This is a genomic window from Variovorax paradoxus, from assembly GCF_029919115.1.
Classification (GTDB): domain Bacteria; phylum Pseudomonadota; class Gammaproteobacteria; order Burkholderiales; family Burkholderiaceae_C; genus Variovorax; species Variovorax paradoxus_O.
Map to the genome: position 1 here is coordinate 2,499,647 of NZ_CP123990.1, position 25,453 is coordinate 2,525,099.

Below are 25,453 nucleotides of genomic sequence, written 5' to 3' on the forward strand. Positions count from 1 at the left end.
AGGCGTCTCAGGGCGCGGCACGCAAATCGAGACGTGCAATCTCGACCGTGGCGGAGTCCATCGAGATCGCCATGGACGCGTCGTCGGGTACGGCAGCTCCGCCGGCCGTGCGCGCCAACGCGGCAGCCACCGGGCTGAACGACCGGCGATGGTGGACGCAGGCGCCATGGCGCAGCAGCGCCTCCAGATGCTCCGGCGTGCCGTAGCCCTTGTGGCCGGCAAAGCCGTAGTGGGGAAATTCGACGTGCAGTTGCTCGCACAGCCGGTCGCGGTGGACCTTCGCAAGGATGGACGCAGCGGAAATCGCCTTGACTCGCGCATCGCCCTTCACGATGGCCTCGGCCAGCACGTCAAGGGTCGGAAGGCGATTGCCGTCGACCAGCACCTTTGCGGGCTTCAGGCGCAGCCCCTCCACTGCGCGGCGCATGGCCAGCATCGTGGCCTGCAGGATGTTGTGGGTGTCGATTTCTTCGACACTCGCCTGCGCCACCGAGCAGCACAGCGCCTTGGCAAGAATCTGGTCGTGCAGGCGCTCGCGCTGCAGGGCCGTGAGGGTCTTGGAATCGGCCAGGCCGCGAATCGGCCGCTGGTCGTCCAGGATGACGGCCGCAGCCACCACCGGGCCGGCCAGCGGCCCGCGGCCCGCTTCGTCGACGCCCGCAACCAGGCCCGGCGCGTCCCACACCAGGGCCGCCTGCTCAGCTTTCAAGAACTTTCTGGATCGCATCGGCGCAAAGTGTCGGCGTATCGCGCTGCAGTTGCACGTGCAGCTCTGAAAATTTTTGTTGCAGCGCCCGGGTCTTTTCGGGCGCATCGAGCCACTCCAGCGTGGCATGGGCCAGCGCCTCGGGCGTGGCTGCCTCCTGCAACAGTTCAGGCACGACGAACTCGCGCGCCAGGATGTTGGGCAACCCGACCCAGGGCTGGAGCTGCTTGCGCTGCATCAGGCGCCATGACAGCGAGTTCATGTTGTACGCAATGACCATCGGCCGCTTGAAAAGCGCCGCCTCGAGCGTAGCCGTGCCGCTGGCAATGAGCGTCACGTCGCAGGCGGCCAACGCGGCATGCGACTGGCCGTCGAGCAGCTTCACCCGGCCCGCCGCGCCACTGGCCTGCAACAAGGCCTCGACCTCTACGCGGAGCCCCGGAAGGATGGGGGCGACAAACTGCAATGCCGGCCTTGCCTTGAGCATTTGCGCCGCGGCGGCGAAGAATCGCGCAGCCAGATAGCGCACTTCCGAACGGCGGCTGCCTGGCAGCAAGGCGACCACCTCCGCATCGGGCGCCAGGCCCAATGCTGCACGCGCCGCGCTGCGGTCGGGCGCCATGGGAATCACGTTGGCCAGCGGGTGGCCGACATAGCTGCCCTGCACGCCGTTTTCAGCCAGCAGCGCAGGTTCGAACGGGAAGATGCACAGCACGTGGTCGGCCGCGGCCCGGATTTTTTCGATACGCTCGGCGCGCCAAGCCCAGATCGAGGGACAGACGAAGTGCACCGTCTTCATGCCTCGGCTGCGGAGGCCCGCCTCCAGATCGAGGTTGAAATCGGGGGCGTCGACGCCGATGAAGAGTTCGGGCCATTCGCGCAACAGCCGCGCCTTCAGCTGGCGGCGAATGCCGGCAATCTCGGCATAGTGGCGCAGCACTTCGATATAGCCGCGCACCGCGAGTTTTTCTTGCGGCCACCAGCTCTGCAAGCCATGCGCGAGCATTCGGGGACCGCCGATGCCGACAGTCTGGAGCGAAGGCCAGCGCGCCTGCAAGCCGTCAAGAAGCAGGCCCGCAAGCAGATCGCCGGAAGCTTCTCCCGCGACCAGCGCGAACCGTCGCTGTTCGTCCTTGCCCATGCGACTGTTACTTCAACGCGCGATGCCGCGCGTCGAATTGGCGAGAAAGCGCTCCATCAGCGCCACGTCCTCGGCCGCTTCAGGAATTTCAGCCGCCAAGGCGTTGATGCCGGCGCGCGCTTCTTCGAGCGTCTTGCCCTGCCGGTACAGCAGGCGGTGCATCTGCTTCACCGCAGCCAGCCGGGCTGCCGAGAAATCGCGGCGGCGAAGGCCCACGACGTTGAAGCCGCGGACCGCAAGCGGATTGCCATCGACCAGCATGAAGGGCGGCACGTCCTGCGACACCGCGCTGGCAAAGCCGACCATGGCGTGGGCACCCACCGAAACAAATTGGTGAATGCCCGTGAGGCCGCCGATCGTGACCCAGTCGGCCAGGTGCACGTGGCCGGCCAGCGTGGTGTTGTTGGCCAGCGTGGTGTGGTCATCGACACGGCAGTCGTGCGCGATGTGCGTGTACGCCATGATCCAGTTGTCGTTGCCCACGCGCGTGATGCCGCCCGCCCCGGGCACGCCGAGATTGAAGGTGCAAAACTCGCGAATGACGTTGCGGTCGCCAATGACCAGTTCGGTCGGCTCGCCGGCGTACTTCTTGTCCTGCGGCACGGCACCGAGCGACGAAAACTGAAAGATCCGGTTGTCGCGGCCGATGGTGGTGCGGCCTTCGATCACGCAATGCGGGCCGATGCTCGTGCCCGCGCCAACCCGCACATGGGGTCCGATGATGGTGTACGGCCCGACCGAAACCGAGGCGTCCAGTTCTGCCTTCGGGTCGATGAGCGCTGTCGGGTGAACCTGCGTCATGCCTTGTTGTAGCCGCCGCAAGATCAGTTGATCTGGCGCATGGCGCACATCAGCGTGGCCTCGCAGGCGAGCTCTGCACCGACAAGGGCACGGCCCTTGAACTTGGAGATGCCGGCCTTCATGCGCTCGATTTCGACTTCGAGCGTGAGCTGGTCGCCTGGCTCCACGGGGCGCTTGAAGCGCGCGCCGTCAATGGCGGCAAAGTAGTAGACCGTGTTGTCGTCGGGCACGATGTCCAGCGAATGGAACGACAGCAGCGCCGCTGCCTGCGCCATGGCTTCGAGCATCAGCACGCCCGGCATGACCGGACGGTGAGGAAAGTGGCCGTTGAAGAACGGCTCGTTCATGGTCACGTTCTTGAGCGCCGTGATGCGCTTGCCCTTTTCCATGTCCAGCACGCGATCCACCAGCAGGAACGGGTAACGGTGGGGCAGCAGCTTGAGGATTTGATGGATATCGAGCGTCGTCGTCATGATTTTCTGTTCCTGCATCGTCTTCACTTTTTCTGGGGGGCCTTCTCCAGCGCCTTCAGTCGTTCGCGCAGGCTGTGCAACTGCTTGAGCGTTGCAGCATTTTTTTCCCAGCTCGCATTGTCGTCGATGGGAAACATGCCGGTGTATTGGCCGGCCTTGTGGATCGAGCGGGTAACCACCGTGGCGGCCGAGACGTGCACGCCATCGGCAACGGTCAGGTGGCCCAGCACGATCGCCCCGCCGCCGAAGGTGCAATGCGCCCCAATGGTGGCGCTGCCCGCCACGCCGACGCAGCCGGCCATTGCGGTGTGCTTGCCCACGCGTACGTTGTGGCCGATCTGGATGAGGTTGTCGAGCTTGACGCCGTCTTCGATGACGGTGTCGTCGAGCGCGCCGCGGTCGATGCAGGTGTTGGCGCCGATTTCGACGTCGTTGCCGATGCGCACCGCGCCCAGCTGCTCGATCTTGACCCACTCTCCCTTGTGCGGCGCCAGGCCGAAGCCGTCGGCGCCGATCACCACGCCGGGGTGCAGCAGGCAACGTTCGCCAACAATGCAGTCTTCGCTGATCGTCACGCGCGACTTCAGGACCGTGCCGGCACCGATGCGCGCGCCCCGCTCCACCACGCACAGCGCGCTGATGCGTGCTGTCGGGTCCACATGGGCTTCCGGGTGGATGACCGCGGAGGGATGGATGCGATCGGCCTCGGGGCGCGCATGGTGCGCCTTCCAGAGCTGCGTGAGCCGCGCAAAGTAGAGATACGGATCGGCCACGACGATGAACGCGCCGCGCGCCGCCGCCGCCTCGCGCATGGCGGGCGAAACGATCACGCAGGCGGCCTTGGACGCCGCCAGTTCCTGCTGGTATTTGGGATGGCTCAGAAAACTGAGCGCATCGGGCTGGGCGTTTTGAAGCGGCGCAAGCCGCTCGATGCACAGCGCCGCGTCCCCGTGGAGCTCGCCTCCCAAGGCGTCAACAATGGCTCCGAGCTGCAGTGCCACGCCGTTTTCGCGGCGTTATTTGCCGCCCGCAGGCGCGGAAGAAGTGGTCGAGGCGTTCAGCGCCTTGATCACCTTGTCCGTGATGTCGTGCTTCGGATTGATGTAGATCGCTTCCTGCAGGATGGCGTCGTACTTTTCGGCCTCGGCCACTTGCTTGACCACTCGGTTGGCGCGTTCGTAGACCTGCTGGAGCTCTTCGTTCTTGCGCGCATTGAGGTCTTCCTGGAACTCGCGGCGGCGGCGCTGGAAATCGCGGTCCTGGTCGACCAGCGCGCGCTGGCGCGCGGTGCGCTGGCTTTCCGACAAGGTGGGCGCCTCGCGCTCGAACCTTTCGGAGGCCGACTTCAACGCCTCGCCCTGCGTCGTGAGGTCTTTCTCGCGCTTGAGAAACTCCGATTCGAGCTTGGCTTGCGCGGCCTTGGCGGGCTGGGCTTCGCGCAGCACGCGGTCCGGGTTCACGAATCCGATGCGAAAAGTCTCCTGCGCCTGGGCGGCAGGCGCGGCAACCAGTGCAAAAACGGGGATCAACAACGCGCCAGCTGCGGCGCGGATCAAATGCGTCATTTAGAAAGAAGTTCCGATCTGGAATTGCAAGCGCTGAATTCTATCCTTCGGGATCGTGACGAGGCCGGTCGCCGGATCCACCACTTCCTTCTGCGACTTGATGGGGAACGCGTAGGCCAGGCGCAGCGGGCCGAGCGGCGAAATCCAGCTGACGCCGAGGCCGACCGAAGCACGCAACTTCTTCTGTGCCTTGTACTGCGCATCGGTCAGGCCTTCTGCGCGCGAACCGAACACATTGCCGACGTCGAAGAAACCGTAGAGGCGCAGAGTGCGGTCGTTGCCGGCGCCCGGGAACGGGGTGCTCAGCTCGGCGTTGAAGATCGCCTTCTTGGTGCCGCCCAATGCGGCGCCTTCGGTCTGGCCGAGCAGCGGAGCATCGCGCGGACCCAGCGAGTTCTGCTCGAAGCCGCGGATCGAACCCAGGCCACCCGCATAGAAGTTCTTGAAGATCGGGAACGTCTTGCCGCCGAACGCCTTGCCGTAGCCGACTTCGCCGTTGATTGCGAAGGTGTACTGCTTGTTGATCGGGAAGAACTGCTGGTACTGGTAGCTCGTCTTGAGATACTTCATGTCACCGCCGACGCCCAGCTCGAGGTTGGCGCGCTGCAGGCGCCCGCTCGTCGGAACGAGTGCGCTGTCGCGGTTGTCGCGGCCCCAGCCGATGGTGAGCGGCACGCCCCACACGCTGTCCTGGTCGCATCGCGAGACGAAAAGGCCTGAGGCGTCCGTCTTGCACTGGAAGTAGTCGCGGTACGACTTGGGCGTGAGGAAGGCGAACGAGCTCTGCGCGTCGAACGCGTAGCGCTCGAGGCCGACGCCGAAGAAGACGGTGTCGACTTCGCTGAACGGCACGCCAAAGCGGATGGAAGCGCCCTGGTTAACCAGCTTGTAATCGCCGTCGACCGAGTAGTTGTACGGCCGCGTGGTGGTGTGATAGACGCTCACCGTGCGCGAGATGCCGTCCTGCGTGAAGTACGGGTCGGTCGTGGTCAGCGAAAGCGTGCGGTTGTACTTGCTGGTGTTGACCTGCAAGCCGAGGAAATTGCCCGACCCGAACACGTTCTCCTGCGAGATGCCGAAGGTGAGAGCCACCTTCTCCGCGCTGGAATAGCCGGCGCCGAGCTGCAGGCTGCCGGTGGGCTTTTCCGCCACGTTCACGACGAGGTCGACCTGGTCGGGCGAACCCGGGATTTCCTGGGTTTCGACGTTCACTTCAGTGAAGAAGCCGAGGCGGTCCACGCGGTCGCGCGAGATCTTGATCTTGTCGCCGTCGTACCACGAAGCTTCGAACTGGCGGAACTCGCGGCGGATCACTTCGTCGCGCGTCTTGGCGTTGCCGCCCACGGCCACGCGGCGCACATAGACGCGGCGCGACGGTTCGGCCTGCAACGTCAACGTCACGCGATTGTTAACGCGATCGATCTCAGGGCGAGCCTGCACACGCGCGAACGCATAGCCGAAGGTACCGAAATAATCGGTGAAGGCCTTGGTGGTTTCGGTCACCTCCTCGCCGTTGTACGGCTCGCCGGGCTTGATGCTCACGAGCGACTTGAATTCCTCGTCGCGGCCCAGGTAGTTGCCGTCGAGCTTGACGCCGGCCACCACGAATTTTTCACCTTCGGTGATGTTCACCGTCACCGTCAGGTCCTGCCGGTCGGGCGAGATGGCCACCTGCGTCGAATCGATACGGAACTCGAGGTAGCCACGCGTGATGTAGTACGAGCGAAGCGTTTCCAGGTCGGCGTTCAGCTTGGAGCGCGAATACTGGTTCGACTTGGTGTACCAGCTCATGAAACCGCCGCTGTCCTGGTCGAACAGGCTCAGCAGCGTCGATTCGCTGAAGGCCTTGTTGCCGACCACGCGCACTTCGCGGATGCGGGCGGAGTCGCCTTCGGTCACGGTGAACGTGAGGTTGACCCGGTTGCGCTCGATGGGCGTGACCGTGGTCACGACCTGCGCGTTGTAGAGGCTGCGGCTCACGTACTGGCGCTTGAGCTCCTGCTCCGCGCGGTCGGCCAGCGCCTTGTCGTACGGCCGGCCGTCGGTCAGGCCGACTTCGCGCAGCGCCTTCTGGAGCGCAGCCTTGTCGAATTCCTTGGTGCCGACGAAATCGACGTCTGCAATGGTGGGCCGCTCTTCGACGATCACCACCAGCACATTGCCGTTGACGTCGATGCGCACATCCTTGAACAAACCCAGGTCGAACAGCGCGCGAATGGCGGCCGATCCGCGTTCGTCGCTGTAGGTGTCGCCCACACGCAGCGGCAACGACGCGAAGATCGTGCCGGGCTCCACGCGTTGCAAGCCTTCGACGCGAATGTCGCGCACCGTGAAAGGCTCAACGGCCCAGGCTGCCGTGGCCGCCAGCGCGCTGGCCACTACCGCGGCAACGCTACGCAGGCGAAAGCGACTGAAGTTTGTGTTCATCTGTGAATTGGGCCGGCGCGGAAAGGGCCGGCAGAAAGTTAACCAAAGAGCCGCGTGACGTCGTTGAAGAGTGCGACCGACATCATGACCAGCAGCAAAGCGACACCGCCGCGCTGAAGCCGTTCCATCCAAGCGTCAGAGACGCTCTTGCCGGTCAGGCCCTCCCAAAGATAATACATCAGGTGTCCCCCATCGAGGACCGGCAGCGGCATGAGATTGAGCACGCCCAGGCTCACGCTGATCAGCGCAAGGAACACCAGGTACTGGGTCAGCCCGAGGCTTGCGGACTTGCCCGCATAGTCGGCAATCGTGAGCGGCCCGCTCAGGTTCTTGAGCGAAGCCTCGCCAATCACCATCTTGCCCATCATGCGAACGGTGAGCGCCGAGACCTCCCAGGTGCGCACGATGCCGTGCCACACACCGTCGACAGGCCCCTGCCGGACCTTGACCATTTCGGGCGGCGCGCCCACGTAGGCGCCGATCCGGCCGACCTTCACGCCAGCCTCTTCACGCAGCTCCGGCCTGACTTCGAGCTCGACCAGTTGGCCGCCGCGCTGCACCTGCCAGGCTTGCACGCGCGGCTGGCCGCCGTCGATCGACGTCCGGATCACCTCGCGCAGCTGCTGCCCGTCGACGATTGGCGTGTTGCCGATGGCCCGCACCAGATCGCCGTTGCGAAGGCCGGCGCGCTCTGCGGCACTGCCTGCCATGACCTCGCCGATCTCGGGCCGCGTGAGCGGAGCGAGCACGCCGATCTTGCGGAACATCTGCGGGTCGGCGTCCTTGGCCTGCATGCGGCTCAGGGGCAGCACGATCTGGCGCTCGGGCCGGCCGCCCTCGCCTGCGACTTCGAGCGTCAGGTCTCGGCCATCGAGGGCGCCGCGCGTCATGCGCCAGCGAAGGTCCTCGAACGATTGCACGGGTGCCAGGTCGCCGTCGAAACCGGCGCGGGTGACGTGCTCGCCGCCGCGCAGGCCCGCGGCCTCGGCCAATGAGGCAGCCACGGGACGGGCCAGCTTGGCGACCGGCTCGTCCACTCCGATCCAGTTGACGGCCGTGTAAAGCACGACCGCGAGCAGCAGGTTGGCAATGGGCCCCGCGGCAACGATGGCGGCGCGCGAGCGCAACGGCTGCGTGTTGAAGGCGCGGTGTCGCTCTTCAGGCGCAACCGGCCCCTCGCGCTCATCGAGCATCTTGACGTAGCCGCCGAGAGGGAATGCGCCAATGACGAACTCGGTCGACTGGCCAGGATGCTGGCGCTTGGGCTGCCAGCGGTACAGCGTCTTGCCGAACCCCACCGAGAACCGCAGCACCTTGACGCCGCAAGCGACCGCAACGCGGTAATGGCCGTATTCGTGCACGGCAATCAGGACGCCGATGGCAACCACAAAGGCGATGACGGTGAGCATTCGGGTCCTCGGTTGTCTCTGGCGTATCAGGCCGCAAAGCGCAGCGCCGCGGCATTGGCGGCCGCGCGGGCACTGGCATCGAGCGCCAGCAGGTCCGCCAGCGATGCGGGCTTGGAGGGCGAAACGGTTTCCAAAGTTTCCATGTTGACCGCATGAATGCGGTCGAAGCGCAGGCGCCGGTCAAGAAAGGCTTCGACTGCGACTTCGTTGGCAGCATTGAGCACCGCCGTGGTCCCGGGGGCTGCGCGAAGTGCGTGCCAGGCCAGGCCTAGCCCGGGAAACAGTGCTGCATCGGGGGCATCGAAGCTCAGCGCCGCCATCTGGCGGAAGTCCAGGCGCCCCGCTCCGCTTTCAATGCGCTCCGGCCAGGCCAGGCCCACGGCGATGGGCACGCGCATGTCGGGCGTGCCGAGCTGCGCTATGACCGAAGCATCGGTGAACTGGACCATCGAATGCACCACGCTCTGGGGGTGGATGACCACCTCGATCTGCTCGGGCAGCACACCGAACAGGTGGCGCGCCTCGATCACCTCGAGCGCCTTGTTCATCATGGTGGCGGAATCGACCGAAATCTTGCGCCCCATGACCCAGTTCGGATGGGCACAGGCCTGCTCCGGCGTAACCGTACCGAGCGTGCCGGGCGCACGCGTGCGGAACGGCCCGCCGGAAGCGGTCAGGATGATCTTGTCGATCCGCCGCGGCCAGGTGGACGGGTCTTCAGGCAGCGACTGGAAGATGGCAGAGTGTTCGCTGTCGATCGGCAGCAGCGTGGCGCCGCCTTCGCGCACGGTGCGCATGAAAAGCTCGCCGCCAACGACCAGCGCCTCTTTGTTGGCCAGGAGGAGCCGCTTGCCCGCGCGTGCCGCAGCCAGGCACGGCCCAAGGCCCGCAGCGCCCACGATGGCGGCCATGACAGCATCGACCTCTTCGTGCGACGCTATTTTTTCTATAGCATCCGGCCCACTCAGAACACGCGTCGGAAGATTGTTCTGCTCGAGCTTTTGCGCCAGCAAAGCCGCATGTGGCGCACTTGCCATGACGGCGAACCGGGGCGAAAACCGCGCGCACTGCGCCAGCAGTTCGTCGACCTTGGTGGAGGCCGACAAAGCAAAAACCTCGAAGCGCTCAGGATGCCGCGAAATGACATCCAGCGTGCTGACCCCGACCGAACCGGTCGAGCCCAGCACCGTGATGCGTTGTTTGGGTGTGTTCACAAGGAAGCCAGCATCATTGCAATGGGAAGTGCCGGCAAGAGGGCATCCACGCGGTCGAGCACGCCGCCGTGGCCGGGCAGCAAGCTGCTGCTGTCCTTGGCGCCGGCACTGCGCTTGATCAGCGATTCGACCAGGTCGCCAACCACGCTCATCGCGGCAAGAAACACCACGCCCACGAGCAACAGCCACCAGCCGCGTTCATGCAGCCGGGTATAGAGGCTTGCCACGGTTGCACCGGCCGCCCTGTCGGCCCAGACCCACGCAAAAGCCAGCACCACCACGCCGGCCATGCCGCCCCACACGCCTTCCCAGCTCTTGCCGGGGCTGATGGCGGGTGCGAGCTTGCCGCGCGTGAACTTGAGGCCGAAGGCGCGGCCTGCGAAATACGCGAACACGTCGGCCACCCAGACCAGCACAAGAATGGAAAGCAGAAAGTTGATGCCGACCATGCGCGCCTGCACGGCCGCGAGCCAGGCCACCCAGAGCGCCAGCAGCCCGCCCACGAGCCGCAAGCCACGCGGAACCCGGGGCCAGCCCGGCACCGCGACGCGCAGCAGCGCGGCGCCACCAAGCACCCAGGCCGCGCTGGCCAGCAGCCACATGAGCATGAGCGGCCGCTCGAGCAACCCTAGCCACCACGACAGCACGCAAAGCGCGACCGTTTCCAGCCCCAGGAACACGGAGAGCCGCTGCCCGTAACCGTTGAGACGCCCCCACTCCCAAGCCCCGGCACCGATCAGCACCAGCATGACGCAGGCAAAAGGAACGTGCGACGGATAGAAAAGCGCCGGCAGCAGGATCGCCAGCAGGACGATGGCCGTGAGGATGCGTTGTTTGAGCATGCGGCGGTATTTCGGGCCGTTGAAGGCCGTCAGGCCAACTGGCGATCTGAGGTGGAATCGCTGCCGGCCGTGACCTGCGCGGAAGTCTTGCCGAAACGGCGCTCGCGAAGCTGGAATGCGGCAATTCCGGCATCCAGCTCAGCTTCATCGAACTCGGGCCACAGCTTGTCGCTGAAGAAAAGCTCCGCATAGGCGCTCTGCCACAGCAGGAAGTTCGACAGGCGCTGCTCGCCGCCGGTGCGAATGAGCAGGTCGGGGTCTGGCACATGGGCCAGGGCCATGGCGCGATCGAGGTTGGCTTCGGTGAGCGGCGCGCCCTGCTCCGCCAGCTTGGCGGCAGCGCGTGCAATGTCCCACCGGCCACCGTAGTTGAAGCAGACGTTGAGAACGAGCTTCGTGTTCTGCGCGGTTGCCTCTTCGGCATCGACCAGGCCTTGCACCATTTTCTTGGAGAGCCCGGCCCGTTCGCCAACGAAGTGCAGCCGCACGCCGTCGCGGCTCAGCTTGGGCACCTCGCGTGCGAGAGCACCAACCATGATTTCCATCAGCCCCGAAACCTCTTCGGGCGGCCGGTTCCAGTTTTCGGACGAAAACGCGAACACCGTGAGAACACCCACGCCGCGGTCGACGCAGGCCCTGACGCAACGGCGCAGCGACTCGACGCCTTGCTTGTGGCCTGCCACGCGAGGCAGGAATCGCCGCGTGGCCCAGCGGCCATTGCCATCCATGACGATGGCAATGTGGTGGGGAATCTGCAGCGAAGACGAGGCCATGCGCAGCCTCAAACGGCCATGATCTCCGCTTCCTTGGCCGCGACCAGCCGGTCGATTTCCGCGATGTGGCGGTCGGTGACCTTCTGGATCTCGGCCTCGGCGCGCTTCTGGTCGTCTTCGGAGGCGAGCTTTTCCTTGACCAGCTTCTTGACGGCTTCGTTCGCATCGCGGCGCAGGTTGCGCGTGGCGATCTTGGCGCTTTCGCCCTCGTTGCGGACCAGCTTGGTCATTTCCTTGCGGCGCTCTTCGCTCATTGCCGGAAGCGGCACGCGGATCAGGTCGCCCATGGAGGCCGGATTCAGGCCCAGGTCGCTTTCGCGGATGGCCTTTTCAATCTTGGCGCCCATGCCCTTTTCCCAGGGCTGGACGCTGATGGTGCGCGAATCGAGCACCGACACGTTGGCCACCTGGCTCAGGGGAACCTGCGAGCCGTAGTACTCCACATGGATGGAGTCGAGCAGCGCGGAATTGGCGCGGCCCGTACGGATCTTGGTGAGGTTGTTCTGGAACGCAGCCAGCGACTGGTTCATCTTCGCATCGGTCGTGCTGCGGATTTCTGCAATGGTTGGGGTCGTCATCTCAATACTCCTCAGGCATGCACCAGCGTGCCCTCGTCCTCGCCCATGACGACGCGCTTGAGGGCGCCGTTCTTGAAGATCGAGAACACCTTGATCGGCAACTTCTGGTCGCGGCACAGCGCAAAAGCCGTGGCGTCCATGATGCCGAGATTCTGCGCGATTGCCTCGTCGAAAGTGAGCGTGGAATAGCGCGTTGCGTCCGGATGGGTCTTGGGGTCGGCGGAATAGACACCGTCGACCTTGGTCGCCTTGAGCACCAGCTCGGCGCCAATTTCGGCACCGCGCAGTGCGGCGGCGGTGTCGGTGGTGAAGAACGGGTTGCCGGTACCCGCGGCAAACACCACGACCTTGCCCTCTTCGAGATACTGCAGTGCCTTGGGCCGCACGTAGGGCTCGACCACCTGCTCGATGGCAATGGCGGACATCACGCGCGCCACAAGCCCTTGTTTGTTCATGGCATCGGCCAGCGCCAGCGAATTCATCACCGTGGCCAGCATGCCCATGTAGTCGGCCGTGGCCCTGTCCATGCCGACCGAGCCTCCCGCGACGCCGCGGAAGATGTTGCCACCGCCGATGACAACGGCGACTTCCACGCCCATGTTCACCACCTCAGCCACCTCCTCGACCATGCGAACGATCGTCGCACGGTTAATACCAAAGGCATCATCTCCCATTAACGCCTCACCCGACAGCTTCAACAAGATTCGCTTGTGGGCTGGACGGGGATCAGACATGGGCAATTTCCTTACTTGGGTTGGCGGGGGCGAGTGTAGAACGAGGCGGTGAAAAAGCGACGGCACACACATGCGCGCCGTCGCTTTGGGGCGTAACAGTTTTTACGCAGCGGCCTTGGCGGCAGCAACTTGGGCCGCAACTTCGGCAGCGAAGTCGTCGACCTTCTTTTCGATGCCTTCGCCGACCACGTAAAGGGTGAAGCCCTTGATGGTGGTGTTGGCGGCCTTGAGCATCTGCTCGACGGTCTGCTTGCCGTCGGTGCTCTTCACGAAGACCTGGTTGTGCAGCGAGACTTCCTTGAGGTACTTCTGCACGCCGCCTTCGATGCGCTTGGCAACGATGTCGGCAGGCTGCGGCTTCTTGCCTTCGGCTTCGGCCGTCTTGCGGTCTTCCTCGGCCTTGCCGGCAGCAACGGCGCGCTCTTTTTCGATCAGGTCGGCGGGAACGTCGGCAGCAGAAATGGCAACCGGCTTCATGGCCGCGACGTGCATGGCAACGTCCTTGGCCGAGGTGTCGTCGCCTTCGAACTCGACCATCACGCCGATGCGCGTGCCGTGCAGGTAAGAAGCTAGCTTGCCGTTGCCGCCGAAGTGCTTGAAGCGGCGGAAGCTCATGTTCTCGCCGATCTTGCCGATCAGGCCCTTGCGCACGTCTTCGAGCGTGGGGCCGAAACCGTCTTGTTCATAGGGCAGCGCGCCGAGTGCAGCGATGTCGGCGGGGTTGTTCTTGGCAACCAGCATTGCGGCAGCGTTGGCCATGGCCAGGAAGCTGTCGTTCTTGGTGACGAAGTCGGTTTCGCAGTTGATTTCGATCATGCCGCCGGCCGAACCTTCGACAAATGCCGTGACCACGCCTTCGGCGGTGATGCGGCCCGAAGCCTTGCCTGCCTTGTTGCCGAGCTTGATGCGCAGCAGCTCTTCGGCTTTTTCCATGTTGCCGTCGGCCTCGGTCAGGGCCTTCTTGCATTCCATCATGGGCGCGTCGGTCTTTGCGCGCAGTTCGCCGACCATGCTTGCGGTGATTGCAGCCATTGTTCTATCTCCGTGTCCAAAAAATCAGATTAAAAAAAAGGGGCACCAAAGCCCCTTCTTCAGGCGCGTGAGAGCACTCGATCAGGCCGAGGCGCCCTCTTCGACTTCGACGAATTCGTCGCTGCCTTCGGCGATGGCCTTGACCACGTCGCCGGTGGCGCTGTTGCGGCCTTCGATGATCGCGTCGGCGATGCCGCGGGCGTACAGCGTGACGGCCTTCGACGAGTCGTCGTTGCCCGGAATGACGTAGTCGATGCCTTCGGGCGAGTGGTTGGAGTCCACCACGCCGATCAGCGGGATGCCGAGCTTCTTGGCTTCTGCCACGGCGATCTTGTGGAAGCCCACGTCGATCACGAAGATGGCGTCGGGCAGCGCGGTCATGTCCTGGATGCCGCCGATGTCCTTCTCGAGCTTCTCGATTTCACGCGTGAACGTGAGTTGCTCTTTCTTGCTCAGGCTTTCGAGGCCGGCTTCCTGCTGGGCCTTCATGTCCTTCAGACGCTTGATCGAGGTCTTGACGGTCTTGAAGTTGGTCAGCATGCCGCCGAGCCAGCGGGTGTCGACGAAAGGCACGCCAGCGCGGCGGGCTTCGGCAGCCACGATTTCACGGGCTTGGCGCTTGGTGCCGACCATGAGGATGGTGCCGCGGTTGGCAGTGAGCTGCTTGGCGTACTTCATCGCGTCCTGGAACATCGGGAGCGACTTTTCCAGGTTGATGATGTGGATCTTGTTGCGATGGCCGAAGATGAACGGAGCCATCTTGGGGTTCCAGAAGCGGGTTTGGTGACCGAAGTGGACACCGGCTTCCAGCATTTCGCGCATGGTGGTCGACATTGAAATTACTCCAAAGGTTGGGTCTAAAATCCAGCCCGTTTTGCGCCTCCTTCGAATGGAGTCACAACACCTTGATTGGGCCGGTTTGCGAATGTGTCTGGCTGGGGTGCGGCGGGAGCCGCCGCATGATCAGCGAAACCCAACGAGTATAGCACGCCTGCCCCTGTCTTTCTCCCCGCCCCGCCTCCCGGAATCAAGCGTCCGCGCCCTCGCAGAACCACCCATGAACGACCTTCACGCCGCCCGTCTGAACCTTCTGGCAGGCGGCAGCGATGCACGCACCGAAATGGAGCGTGCCATCGAAGTCTCCGAATCCCCAGCCTGCAGCCACGTTTTCACCCGAACGCTTTTTGAGGAAGCCCGTCGGCAGGATGCGCAATCGGCGCCGCAAAGCAGGCTCTCCGGGCTCGCATTCACCGCCAAGGACCTGTTCGACATCGAAGGGCAGCCGACTCCCGCCGGCTCCGTGGTGCTTGCGCATGCGCCGGCCGCCAAGGCGGACGCCGTGGCCGTGGCGCGGCTGCGCGCCGCGGGCGGCGTGCTGACCGGCCGCACCAACATGACCGAATTCGCTTTCTCGGGGGTGGGCGTCAATCCGCACCATCGCACCCCGGCCAATGTGAGCGACGCCGCCACGCCGCGCATTCCCGGAGGCTCTTCTTCGGGCGCCGCCATTTCGGTTGCAACCGGGGCCGCGTACATCGGCCTGGGCTCCGACACCGGCGGCTCGATTCGCATTCCCGCCGCGCTGAACGGCATCGTGGGCTTCAAGAGCACCGCCCGCCTCGTTCCGGCCGACGGTGCCCTGCCGCTGTCGACGACCTTGGACACCGTGTGCGCCATGACCCGGTCGGTGCGGGATGCCATCACGGCGCATGAAGTCCTTGCGGCGCGCCGGGTCACCGCAGGTGCGGCCGCTCTAGGGGCATACCGGCTGGCCGTCGTGAAGAACGTATTCTTCGACGACATCGAGCCTGCCGTGGCCCGTGCCTTTGACGACGCGCTCCGAACGCTGCGCGCCGGCGGCGCCCATATCGAGGAAATCGCGCTGCCGGAATTGGCAGAGCTGCAGGCCATCAATGCCACCGGCGGCTTCTCCGCGGCAGAGTCGTACGCCTGGCACCGGCTGCTGCTGGAGCGCAGCGGCGCCGGCTACGACCCGCGCGTTGCACAGCGCATCCTCAGGGGCGCCGGCATGAAGGCGCACGAATACATCGACCTCGTGAATGCCCGGCGCGCATGGATCGCCCGCGTCGAAGCAGCGCTCGCGCCGTACGACGCCGTGCTGTCGCCAACGGTTCCGATCACCGCGCCTCCCATCGAGAGCGTGGCGCCTGGCGCCGAGCGCGACGAAGAGTTCTTCCGCGTCAACGCGCTGCTGCTGCGCAACCCGTCGATCATCAACATGCTCGACGGCTGCGCCATTTCGTTGCCCTGCCATGCCGCCGGCGAGTTGCCGGCAGGCCTGATGCTGTGGCACGCCGCACTGCACGACGATGCCGTTCTCGCGATTGCCTTACAAACGGAACACGCACTGCGAAGACAATAGCTGCACGCCTATCGACCGGCGTCAGCCATCTCTTCTTACTCAAGCATTCAATGAAAATCGCGATCGTGGGCGCCGGGATCATCGGCGTCACCACCGCCTGGGAACTGGCTTCGGACGGCCATGAAGTGTCTGTATTCGAGCGCCGCGGTGCAGCGGCCGAGGAAGCCAGTTTTGCCAATGCGGGCGTGGTCGCACCGGGTTATGTAACGCCTTGGGCCGCCCCGGGCATGCGTGCCAAGGTTCTGCGTTCGCTGCTCTCGTCTCACGGTGCCGTCAAGCTGCGCTGGCCGCTGAGTTCGCGCGACATTGGCTGGATGTCGCGCTGGCAGAAGGCCTGCAAGCTCGAAACCTACCTGGCCAACCGTGCCCGCATGCAGCGCCTGGCTTTCTACAGCCGCACTCGCCTGCATGAGGTGACTGAAGCGCGCGAACTCAGCTATGAGCGCAGCGACGGCTACCTTGTGTTGCTGCGCTCCAAGCGCGAGAAAAAGCTGGTGCAGCCCGGCCTCGACGTCCTGCGGGCGGCGGGCAGCGTCTTTCGCGAAGTCGATGCCGACGAGGCCCGGCGCATCGAACCTGCGCTCAGCACCGACACCGCACTTGCAGGCGCCATCTACCTGCCCGAAGACGAGGTGGCCAACTGCCGCCAGTTTGCGCTGCTGCTCAAGTGGGAGGCCGAGGCGCTCGGCGCCGAGTTTCATTTCAATTGCGACATTGCGCCGCTGAGCCGCGCCGAGCCCACCTCCCTCTCGCTTGCGAGCGGTTCCCCGCCGCTGCGTTTCGATGCGGTAGTGGTGTGCGCCGGACTTGCCTCGGCGTCGCTGCTGCGGCCGCTCGGTCTTCGGATTCCGCTCGCCCCCATCTACGGCCATTCCGTCAGCGCGCCCATTCGCGAATCGCTCAACGCGCCGCGCAGCGCGGTAATGGATGAACGCTACAAAGTCGCAATTTCGCGGCTGGGCCAGCGCGTGCGCGTGGCCGGCAGCGCGGAAATCGGCGGCTCGCTGGCCACCATGAACCCGTCCGCCGTGCAAACACTCTACAAGGTGCTGCACGACTGGTTCCCTGGCGCAGTCACGCTGCAGTCGGGCGTTCAGCAATGGAAGGGCGCACGGCCGATGCTGCCCGACGGCCCCCCGGTGCTGGGCGCCAGTGGCGTGCCGGGCGTCTGGCTCAACCTGGGCCACGGGTCGAGCGGCTGGGCGCTGTCGTGCGGCAGTGCGCGTGTGGTGGCCGACCTGATCAGGGGCCGCGATGCGGGCGTCGACCTGGAAGGGCTGGGCGTCGAGCGGCTCTACCTTCGCTAGATTCCGCAGTTCCCTCGGTAGCTGGCTGCTCAAGGGCGGCAAAATGGTTCGATGCAGCGAATCACGTCCGGCACGGTCGCCAATCTTTTCGACATCGCGGCAACGCGTCGCATCGAGCAAGCGGCGGCAGCCGCCCTCCCTGCCCATACGCTGATGCAGCGCGCCGGCCTGGCTGTAGCCCGGCTGGCCATGGCAATCGCGCCGCATGCGCGCACGATCTGGATAGCATGCGGGCCCGGCAACAACGGCGGCGACGGTTTCGAAGCGGCCGCGCAGCTGCAGCACCGGGGGTTTTTGCCGATCGTCACTTTCACCGGCGATGAAAATCGGCTGCCGGCGGATGCGAAGGTGTCGCTTCGCCGAGCCAGGGATGCCGGCGTGATCTTCGCGCCGACCCCGCCCGCCACCTATGGACTGGCCATCGATGCGCTGCTCGGCATCGGCGCCGCCCGGCCGATCGAGAACCCCATGGCCGAATGGCTTCGCCAGATGCATTCGACAGCCCAACCGGTGCTCAGTGTCGATGTGCCTTCGGGGTTGAATGCCGACACCGGGGTTACAAGCATTCCTGGTTGCTCGGATGCCGCATCGACTCGTTTCTGCATCACCTTTCTGAGCCTCAAACCAGGCCTTTTCACGGCACAAGGCCGGGATTCGGCAGGCACGGTGTGGTTCGATGACCTGGGTTGCGGCAGCGGCATCGCCGAAGCGCCCGCCGCATGCCTTGCGGGCATGCCCACGGCAGCACCGCGCAGCCACGCGTCGCACAAAGGCAGCTACGGCGATGTCGCCGTGATCGGCGGTGCCTCCGGCATGGCCGGCGCAGCGCTGCTGGCCGCATCGGCCGCATTGCATGCCGGTGCCGGACGCGTGTTTGCCGGGCTGCTCGACCCGAGCGCGGCCCCGGTCGACGTGGCACAGCCCGAACTGATGCTGCGCGATGCCGATACGCTGGATCTTTCCGGCATGACTGCGGTTTGCGGATGCGGTGGAGGTACAGCCGTACGCGCGGTGCTGCCACGCGTATTGGCGACGGCGGCCGCACTGGTGCTCGATGCCGATGCATTGAACGCCATTGCCGGCGACAGCGCCCTTCAGGCGCAACTGGCATCACGCACGCGGCGTGGAAAACCCACCGTCATCACCCCGCATCCTCTCGAAGCCGCACGCTTGTTGAACTGCACGGCCGCGGACATTCAGGCGGACAGGCTGGCAGCTGCCCGCAAGCTGGCCTCACGCTACGGCGCCATTGCCGTACTCAAAGGCTCGGGAACGGTCATTGCAGGCAGCAGCGGGAGGCCGCCTGTGCTGAACCCGACCGGGAACGCAGCGCTTGCAACCGCCGGCACGGGCGACGTGCTGGCCGGGATGATTGGCGCCGCGCTGGCCTCGGGGCAACCGCCCTTCGAGGCCGCGCACCACGCCGTCTGGCGCCACGGCCACATCGCCGACACCTGGCCGGCCGATGCGCCGCCCCTGACGGCCGGCGCGTTGGCGCGCCAGGCACCCGGTTGACGAGGTCCTGGAGGCCCTAGCCGCGTCCGACGAAGGGCATCTTCGTCGCCATCACGGTGTGGAACAGCACGTTGGCTTCCAGCGGCAGGTTTGCCATGTAGAGCACCGACTGGCCGACGATCTTGACGTCCATCAGCGGCTCGATCGCAAGCTCTCCGTTGGCTTGCGGCACGCCCTTGGCCATGCGCGCAGCCAGTTCGGTCATGGCGTTGCCCACGTCGATCTGGCCGACCGCGATGTCGTACTTGCGCCCGTCGAGCGATGCGGTCTTGGTAAGGCCCTCGACCGCATGCTTGGTCGCCGTGTAGGCGGGCGAATTCGGCCGGGGCGCCGTGGCCGAGATGGAACCGTTGTTGATGATGCGGCCGCCTCGCGGGGTTTGCGCCTTCATTGTGCGGAACGCCTGCTGGATGCAGAAGAACATGCCGTTCAGGTTGATGTCGACCACTCCGCGCCATTGCTCCGGCGTCCAGTCTTCGAACGGGCCCGGCGGGTTGCCCACGCCGGCATTGTTGAACAGCAGGTCGACACGGCCGAAGCGTTCGACCACGGCGGCGAACAGCGCCTGCACCGATTCGGCGTTGGCCACGTCGGTGGGCACTGCAAACGCGCGTGCGCCGGCGCCCGACTCTTCCGCCACCTGCTCCAGTGGCTCGGGGCGGCGCCCCGCCAGCCCCACGCTCCAGCCGTCGGCCAGCAATGCGAGCGCCGCGGCGCGTCCGATGCCTGTGCCCGCGCCTGTGACGATGGCGATGCGGCCCTTGTTGTTTTCCACGCTCATGCTCAGTGTCTCCTTCTCAGCTTGTCTGTCTTGCTTGTATATGGATGCGATGCATCATGTGCGGCGCGGTGGCTTGCGCCCCTTCATCTTGTTGGCAGCCTTCTTCACCGCCGACTTGAAGGCTTGCATCGCAGATTGAGGTCCTGCCGCGGCAGTGACTGCGCGGTCGCCGCGCTGTTCGGGGGCCGCCTCGGCCTTGTGGCGCGAACTGCGCTTGGCTGATGCCTTGACCGGCACGCCGGCCGAGCCCACGCCCTTGTCCTTCATGGCCCGCGACGTGAGTTCTTCACCCTCGCGCACCAGGCGGAAATCGATCTTGCGCCCGTCCAGGTCGACCCTGCTCACCTGCACCCGCACGCGGGTGCCGATGGCATAGCGGATGCCGGTGCGCTCGCCGCGCAGTTCCTGGCGCATTTCGTCGAACTTGAAGTATTCGCCGCCCAGTTCCGTGATGTGCACCAGCCCCTCGACATACATGGCGTCCAATGTCACGAAGATGCCGAAGGTGGTGGCCGCGGTGACCACGCCGCCGTATTCCTCGCCCAGATGCTCGCGCATGTATTTGCACTTGAGCCAGGCTTCGACGTCGCGGCTGGCTTCGTCGGCACGGCGCTCGTTGGCGCTGCAATGCAGGCCGGCGGCTTCCCAGGCCAGCACTTCCTTCGTGGGCGCGACGGTGGCCTTCTGCGGCTTGGTGGTCGGCGCCTTCACGCGCGAAGCCAACCGCTTGGCAAGCTTGGCATGCGCCTCGCCAGGAGTCGGCAGCATCGGCAGCTGATAGCGCGTCTTGCCGAGAATGGCCTTGATCACGCGGTGCACCAGCAGGTCCGGGTAGCGCCGGATCGGGCTCGTGAAGTGCGTATAGGCCTCGTACGCCAGGCCGAAGTGGCCGCTGTTGATGGGCGTATAGATCGCCTGCTGCATCGAGCGAAGCAGCATCGTGTGGATCTGCTGCGCGTCAGGCCGCTCCTTGGTGGCTTCGGCAATGGCCTGGAACTCGCCGGGACGCGGATCGTCGGTAATGCTCAGCCCCACGCCCATGGCTTTCAGATACCCGCGCAAGATTTCCTTCTTCTCGGGCGTCGGGCCTTCGTGCACCCGGAACAGGCCCGGGTGCTTGCCTTCTGCGATGAAGTCGGCGCTGCACACGTTGGCCGCGAGCATGGCTTCTTCGATGAGGCGGTGCGCCTCGTTGCGCGTGCGCGGAACGATCTTCTCGATGCGGCCCGCGTCGTCGCAAATGATCTGCGTCTCGGTGGTTTCGAAGTCGACTGCGCCGCGCTTGCCGCGCTGCTTGAGCAGCGCCTTGTACACGTCGGCCAGGTTCAGCAGGTCCTTTACGCGGTCCTTGCGCTTGGCTGCCTCGGGTCCGCGCGTGTTGCCAAGAATGGCCGCCACCTCGGTATAGGTGAAGCGCGCGTGGCTGAACATCACCGCCGGGTAGAACTGGTAGGCGTAGATCTCGCCGTCGGCGGCCACGAGCATGTCGCATACCATGCACAGGCGCTCGACCTCGGGGTTCAGCGAGCACAAGCCGTTCGAAAGCTTTTCCGGCAGCATCGGGATAACGCGGCGCGGAAAGTAGACACTGGTCGCGCGGTCGTAGGCGTCGATGTCGATCGCCGAGCCGGTCTGCACATAGGCGCTGACGTCGGCAATGGCCACCAGCAGGCGCCATCCCTTGCCTCGGCCAACCTTCGCGGGTTCGCAGTACACCGCGTCGTCGAAGTCGCGTGCGTCTTCGCCGTCAATGGTGACCAGCGGCACGTCGGTCAGATCGATGCGGCCCTTCTTGTCGGCGGGGCGAACCTTCTCCGGCAAGGCCTTGGCTTCGGCCAGGCATTCGGCTGAAAACTCGTGCGGCACGCCGTACTTGCGCACGGCAATTTCGATCTCCATGCCCGGGTCGTCGATCTCGCCGAGCACTTCCTTCACGCGGCCCACTGGCTGGCCGAACAGCGCCGGCGGCTCGGTGAGCTGCACCACCACAACCTGCCCCACCTTCGCGGGACCGGTCGCGCCCTTGGGAATCAGGACGTCCTGTCCGTAGCGTTTGTCTTCGGGGGCGACGAGCCAGATGCCGCCTTCATGCAACAGACGGCCGATGATCGGCTGCTCGGGCCGTTCGACGATTTCGACCACCCGCCCCTCGGGACGGCCGCGCCGGTCTTGCCGCACCACGCGCGCCTTGACGCGGTCTTTGTGCAGCACTGCACGCATCTCGTTCGGGGGCAGATAGATGTCGGCTTCGCCATCATCGCGCTGCACGAAACCGTGTCCGTCGCGATGTCCCTGAACAGTTCCTTCAAATTCATCCAGCAGACCGCTGGAGTGGCCATTATTTTTGATATGATTCTCTCTTTCCTGAAATTCAAAACATAACTGCTTCGGCAGCTATGTGGGCCCAGATGGCGGAATTGGTAGACGCACTAGTTTCAGGTACTAGCGAGTAACATCGTGGAGGTTCGAGTCCTCTTCTGGGCACCACCCCTACCAAGCTGAAACCCCTGTGAATCTGTGATTTACAGGGGTTTTTTCTTTTCCCTGGGAACATGATCGAGGGATGTTCTCCCTCACGAAAGCCGGTCACGGCCAAGGCAGGCCAGACCGACGGCAATCCGCCGCATTCGCGCACGCTATCGCAGTCCCGAAGCGGGAGTTTTTGCGAAACGGTTTTCGACGACACGGATTCGGACAAGTGGAACGGGCTTCGTCTCATGAAGTGATGCAGCAACCTGCTCGCCGAGCAGCGGCTTTTCGCCATTCTGACGCAGTACATCGACGAATGATCGCGCACAGTCTCATGAAGCGCGGCAACCCGCGTTGCCAGTAAAGGTGAACCGCAAACCCAACCTGATGAGCGCGGCGTTCAACTCGCTGCGATCACAAGATGGATCTGCGGAGTTGCGACAGGCCTTGAAGCCCGTTGTGCACCTTACCACGCCAAGGTTGCTGCCGATCCAACCATCTGCAAACCGGATCTTTCCGACCATCATCCGCGCCATACTTGCGCGACAACCGCCCCTTCGTTCATGTCCATTCTCAAAAGCATCCGGCAGTGGGCGTCGCGGATCAAGCGCGACGCCGTGACGCTGTGGTTTGCCTACCGCCATCCGGGCACACCGTGGTTTGCAAAGGCTCTCGCTGCGTTTGTCGTCGCGTATGCGCTGAGCCCGATTGATCTCATTCCCGACTTCATTCCGGTACTTGGCTATCTGGACGACGCCTTGCTGTTGCCCGGCCTCATCTGGCTGAACATCCGGCTCATTCCCGGAGACGTTCTCCAGGAATGCCGTGCCCGCGCAGATGTGTGGATGAAAGAACAAGGCGCGAAGCCTCGAAGCATGGCCGGTGCGGTGCTTGTCTTCGCCATCTGGATTGGTGTTGCCATTGCTATATGGGCTTGGTTCAACACCCGCTCCTGACCCTCACCCGGGCGACCAGGAGCCCACGGACCGAGCCAAAAGTGTGGCGAAAGTCACACTTTTGGCTCAATATGATTCTAAAAGTAACTCAAGAACGCACATATGGTTACGTTTAGTTTGAAAATACAGCCATCAAACCAACGGAAACCATCGTGATTACTGCATTTACCTTGTTGATCGGCATGTTCCTCGGAGCGTTGTTCATGAGCCTTCTGGTCATCTCGCGTTCGGATGATTGAGCACTGCCGGCCAGCGGCCGCTCGAACCAAGCCAAAAGAAAAGCCCGCTTCCGCGGGCTTTTCTTTTGGAAAACGGCTGCAGCGGCCTAGATCGGCAAGGCAATCAAGTCGTGCCCCTCGGCGCCGACGATGCGGGCCTTGGTGAATTCACCCACCTTGAGCGTCTTGCTGATTTTTTCGGGCGGCAGCAAACGCACGGTGCCGTCGATCTCCGGCGCGTCGGCGTAAGTACGGCCCACACCACCCTTGCGGCCCAAGCCAGGCGCCGAGTCGACCAGCACCTGCATCGTCGCGCCGATGCGCTGCTGCAGCTTGGCGATCGACACGGCTTCAGCCACTTCCATGAAGCGGGCGCGGCGCGCTTCGCGCTCGGCCGCCGGCAGCATGCCCGGAATGTCGTTGGCAGTGGCACCTTCGACTGGGCTGTAGGCAAAGCAGCCTGCCCGGTCGATCTGGGCCTCGCGAATGAAGTCGAGCAGGTGCTCGAACTCTTGCTCCGTTTCGCCGGGAAAGCCGGCGATGAAGGTGCTGCGGATCACGAGCTCTGGGCAGACTTCGCGCCAGCGCGCCAGACGCTCCAGGTTCTTTTCGCCGCTGGCGGGCCGCTTCATGCGCTTGAGCACATCGGGGTGGCTGTGCTGCAACGGCACGTCCAGGTAAGGCAGCACCTGCCCGCTCGCCATCAACGGAATGATTTCGTCCACGCTTGGGTACGGGTACACATAGTGCAGGCGGACCCAAGCGCCGTACGGCTCGGCAATTTCGCCGAGCGTGCGCACCAGTTCGAGCATGCGGGTCTTGACCGGCTTGCCGTCCCAGAATCCGGTTCGGTACTTCACGTCCACGCCGTAGGCGGAGGTGTCCTGGCTGATCACCAGCAGCTCTTTCACGCCGCCTTCGAACAAGGCCTTGGCCTCGCCGAGCACGTCGCCCACCGGCCGCGACACCAGGTCGCCCCGCATCGAGGGAATGATGCAGAAGGTGCAGCGGTGATTGCAGCCTTCGCTGATCTTCAGGTACGCGTAGTGGCGCGGCGTGAGCTTGAGGCCGGCAATGCCGAAGGTGTTGGGAACGAGGTCGACGAACGGGTCATGCGGCTTTGGCAGGTTGGCATGTACCGCATCCATCACTTCTTGCGTGGCGTGCGGACCGGTCACGGCCAACACGCTCGGGTGCATTTGCCGCACCAGGTTGCCGCCCTGATCGCCCGTCTTGGCGCCAAGGCACCCTGTGACGATGACGCGGCCGTTTTCCGCCAGGGCCTCGCCGATGGTGTCCAGGCTCTCCTTCACCGCATCGTCGATGAAGCCGCAGGTGTTGACGATCACCAGGTCGGCGCCTTCGAAGGTCTTGGCCGTCTGGTAACCCTCAGCGCTGAGCTGGGTCAGGATCAATTCGGAATCGGTAAGGGCCTTGGGGCAGCCCAGGCTCACAAAGCCGACCTTGGGGGCAGCCGGCGTGGCGGTACGTTCGGGGGAGGCAACTTCGCTCATATATGCCCCTATTGTCCCAGCTATCGGCCGGGACCGGGATTTCAGGGCCGTTTGATGCCGAATGCACCCAGAACCTGCTCGGTGTTCTTCTGCATCTGCTCCTGCATTTGCAGGAACACATTCTTGGATTGTTCGACGTAGTTGCCCATCAGCCCCTGGAGCATCGGCGACTGCATCGTCATGAAGCGGGACCACATTTCGGGCGTGAGGCCTTCGGCCTTGTCGGCGAGCTGCGCCTGCACTTCGGTCATGGCCTGGATGTTCTTCTCGAGATAGGGGCCCATGTAGCCCTGCATGGCCTGCCCGTAGAAACGAATGATGTTGGCCAGCACCTGTTCGGTGAACATGGGCGCGCCGCCTGCTTCTTCTTCAAGAATGATCTGCAGCAGGATGCTGCGCGTGAGGTCGTCGCCGGTCTTTGCATCGCGCACCACGAACTGGGCATTCTGTATGACCAGCTGCTTCACCTCGGTGAGCGTGATGTAGGTGGATGTCTCGGTGTCGTAGAGCCTTCGGTTGGGGTACTTCTTGATTACACGTTGCACCGGCTTGACCCCGGACTTCTTGCTCTGCACTGCGGACTCCTTCACATGGATGCCCATGTCATCCGATGAT

General features: G+C 64.4%; 23 protein-coding genes and 1 tRNA gene. 5 read left to right on the forward strand and 19 right to left on the reverse strand.

The features are described 5' to 3' along the window. Nucleotides 1-7 precede the first annotated feature (7 nt). The 15 genes from rnhB to rpsB form a co-directional block, all read right to left on the reverse strand. Nucleotides 8-727, reverse strand: a complete 720-nt coding sequence (gene rnhB / locus QHG62_RS12165; protein ID WP_281151083.1) for a ribonuclease HII — start codon at nucleotides 725-727, stop codon at nucleotides 8-10. Beyond that, nucleotides 699-1,847, reverse strand: a complete 1,149-nt coding sequence (gene lpxB, locus QHG62_RS12170) for a lipid-A-disaccharide synthase (RefSeq protein WP_281151084.1) — start codon at nucleotides 1,845-1,847, stop codon at nucleotides 699-701. The genes rnhB and lpxB overlap by 29 nt, the downstream gene beginning before the upstream one ends. Nucleotides 1,848-1,859: 12 nt before the next feature. After that, a complete protein-coding gene (gene lpxA / locus QHG62_RS12175; protein ID WP_281151085.1) occupies nucleotides 1,860-2,648 on the reverse strand; it encodes an acyl-ACP--UDP-N-acetylglucosamine O-acyltransferase in 789 nt (262 codons plus the stop codon). Nucleotides 2,649-2,671: 23 nt separating this feature from the next. Next, nucleotides 2,672-3,121 carry a 3-hydroxyacyl-ACP dehydratase FabZ gene (fabZ, locus tag QHG62_RS12180; RefSeq protein ID WP_157614172.1) on the reverse strand — a complete coding sequence of 150 codons (450 nt, stop codon included), beginning with the start codon at nucleotides 3,119-3,121 and terminating at the stop codon, nucleotides 2,672-2,674. 23 nt (nucleotides 3,122-3,144) lie between these two features. Then, nucleotides 3,145-4,122: a UDP-3-O-(3-hydroxymyristoyl)glucosamine N-acyltransferase gene (lpxD, locus tag QHG62_RS12185; RefSeq protein ID WP_281151086.1), complete on the reverse strand. Its 978-nt coding sequence runs from the start codon at nucleotides 4,120-4,122 to the stop codon at nucleotides 3,145-3,147. Between the two features lie 15 nt (nucleotides 4,123-4,137). Further along, a complete protein-coding gene (locus QHG62_RS12190; protein ID WP_126749816.1) occupies nucleotides 4,138-4,686 on the reverse strand; it encodes an OmpH family outer membrane protein in 549 nt (182 codons plus the stop codon). Beyond that, on the reverse strand, nucleotides 4,687-7,113 hold the full coding sequence (gene bamA, locus QHG62_RS12195; RefSeq protein WP_281151087.1) for an outer membrane protein assembly factor BamA: 2,427 nt from the start codon (nucleotides 7,111-7,113) through the stop codon (nucleotides 4,687-4,689). Between the two features lie 38 nt (nucleotides 7,114-7,151). Then, the gene (gene rseP / locus QHG62_RS12200; RefSeq protein ID WP_281151088.1) at nucleotides 7,152-8,522 is read right to left on the reverse strand and encodes an RIP metalloprotease RseP; all 1,371 of its coding nucleotides are present in this window, start codon (nucleotides 8,520-8,522) and stop codon (nucleotides 7,152-7,154) included. Between the two features lie 26 nt (nucleotides 8,523-8,548). Then, the gene (gene ispC / locus QHG62_RS12205) at nucleotides 8,549-9,736 is read right to left on the reverse strand and encodes a 1-deoxy-D-xylulose-5-phosphate reductoisomerase (RefSeq protein ID WP_281151089.1); all 1,188 of its coding nucleotides are present in this window, start codon (nucleotides 9,734-9,736) and stop codon (nucleotides 8,549-8,551) included. Then, nucleotides 9,733-10,578: a phosphatidate cytidylyltransferase gene (locus QHG62_RS12210; protein ID WP_281151090.1), complete on the reverse strand. Its 846-nt coding sequence runs from the start codon at nucleotides 10,576-10,578 to the stop codon at nucleotides 9,733-9,735. Before QHG62_RS12210 ends, ispC begins: the two co-directional genes overlap by 4 nt. Before the next feature lie 29 nt (nucleotides 10,579-10,607). Then, complete coding sequence (uppS, locus tag QHG62_RS12215) at nucleotides 10,608-11,351, reverse strand: polyprenyl diphosphate synthase (RefSeq protein WP_281151091.1); 744 nt, start codon at nucleotides 11,349-11,351, stop codon at nucleotides 10,608-10,610. A gap of 8 nt (nucleotides 11,352-11,359) precedes the next feature. Then, nucleotides 11,360-11,929 carry a ribosome recycling factor gene (gene frr, locus QHG62_RS12220; RefSeq protein ID WP_126749810.1) on the reverse strand — a complete coding sequence of 190 codons (570 nt, stop codon included), beginning with the start codon at nucleotides 11,927-11,929 and terminating at the stop codon, nucleotides 11,360-11,362. An 11-nt stretch (nucleotides 11,930-11,940) separates the two neighbouring features. Continuing rightward, nucleotides 11,941-12,663, reverse strand: a complete 723-nt coding sequence (gene pyrH / locus QHG62_RS12225; protein ID WP_012747709.1) for a UMP kinase — start codon at nucleotides 12,661-12,663, stop codon at nucleotides 11,941-11,943. Between the two features lie 102 nt (nucleotides 12,664-12,765). Then, the gene (tsf, locus tag QHG62_RS12230; protein ID WP_281151092.1) at nucleotides 12,766-13,695 is read right to left on the reverse strand and encodes a translation elongation factor Ts; all 930 of its coding nucleotides are present in this window, start codon (nucleotides 13,693-13,695) and stop codon (nucleotides 12,766-12,768) included. A gap of 81 nt (nucleotides 13,696-13,776) precedes the next feature. After that, entirely contained in the window at nucleotides 13,777-14,529 is a 753-nt protein-coding gene (gene rpsB, locus QHG62_RS12235) for a 30S ribosomal protein S2 (protein ID WP_126749808.1), read from the reverse strand. A gap of 223 nt (nucleotides 14,530-14,752) precedes the next feature. On the opposite strand from rpsB, the gene QHG62_RS12240 reads away from it, so the two are divergent. The 3 genes from QHG62_RS12240 to QHG62_RS12250 are packed head-to-tail and all read left to right on the forward strand — an operon-like array spanning nucleotide 14,753 to nucleotide 18,900. Next, nucleotides 14,753-16,078 (forward strand): amidase, encoded by a 1,326-nt coding sequence (locus tag QHG62_RS12240; protein ID WP_281151093.1) that lies wholly within the window; start codon nucleotides 14,753-14,755, stop codon nucleotides 16,076-16,078. Nucleotides 16,079-16,128: 50 nt separating this feature from the next. After that, nucleotides 16,129-17,385 (forward strand): D-amino acid dehydrogenase, encoded by a 1,257-nt coding sequence (locus QHG62_RS12245; RefSeq protein ID WP_281151094.1) that lies wholly within the window; start codon nucleotides 16,129-16,131, stop codon nucleotides 17,383-17,385. A 51-nt stretch (nucleotides 17,386-17,436) separates the two neighbouring features. After that, nucleotides 17,437-18,900: an NAD(P)H-hydrate dehydratase gene (locus QHG62_RS12250; RefSeq protein WP_281151095.1), complete on the forward strand. Its 1,464-nt coding sequence runs from the start codon at nucleotides 17,437-17,439 to the stop codon at nucleotides 18,898-18,900. A gap of 16 nt (nucleotides 18,901-18,916) precedes the next feature. Here the strand turns inward: QHG62_RS12250 and QHG62_RS12255 are convergent, their stop codons facing one another. Both QHG62_RS12255 and rnr read right to left on the reverse strand, forming a co-directional pair. Then, nucleotides 18,917-19,681 (reverse strand): SDR family oxidoreductase, encoded by a 765-nt coding sequence (locus tag QHG62_RS12255; RefSeq protein WP_281151096.1) that lies wholly within the window; start codon nucleotides 19,679-19,681, stop codon nucleotides 18,917-18,919. Between the two features lie 54 nt (nucleotides 19,682-19,735). Next, nucleotides 19,736-22,003 carry a ribonuclease R gene (rnr, locus tag QHG62_RS12260; protein ID WP_281151600.1) on the reverse strand — a complete coding sequence of 756 codons (2,268 nt, stop codon included), beginning with the start codon at nucleotides 22,001-22,003 and terminating at the stop codon, nucleotides 19,736-19,738. Between the two features lie 80 nt (nucleotides 22,004-22,083). On the opposite strand from rnr, the gene QHG62_RS12265 reads away from it, so the two are divergent. Beyond that, a tRNA-Leu gene (locus QHG62_RS12265) sits at nucleotides 22,084-22,168 on the forward strand. Nucleotides 22,169-22,713: 545 nt separating this feature from the next. Continuing rightward, the gene (locus QHG62_RS12270; protein ID WP_281151097.1) at nucleotides 22,714-23,106 is read left to right on the forward strand and encodes a YkvA family protein; all 393 of its coding nucleotides are present in this window, start codon (nucleotides 22,714-22,716) and stop codon (nucleotides 23,104-23,106) included. Nucleotides 23,107-23,431: 325 nt separating this feature from the next. On the opposite strand, the gene rimO is transcribed toward QHG62_RS12270, so the two are convergent. Both rimO and phaR read right to left on the reverse strand, forming a co-directional pair. Further along, the gene (rimO, locus tag QHG62_RS12275; RefSeq protein ID WP_281151098.1) at nucleotides 23,432-24,838 is read right to left on the reverse strand and encodes a 30S ribosomal protein S12 methylthiotransferase RimO; all 1,407 of its coding nucleotides are present in this window, start codon (nucleotides 24,836-24,838) and stop codon (nucleotides 23,432-23,434) included. 41 nt (nucleotides 24,839-24,879) lie between these two features. After that, nucleotides 24,880-25,440, reverse strand: coding sequence for a polyhydroxyalkanoate synthesis repressor PhaR (gene phaR / locus QHG62_RS12280; protein ID WP_281151099.1), 561 nt, complete (start codon nucleotides 25,438-25,440; stop codon nucleotides 24,880-24,882). Nucleotides 25,441-25,453 lie beyond the last annotated feature (13 nt).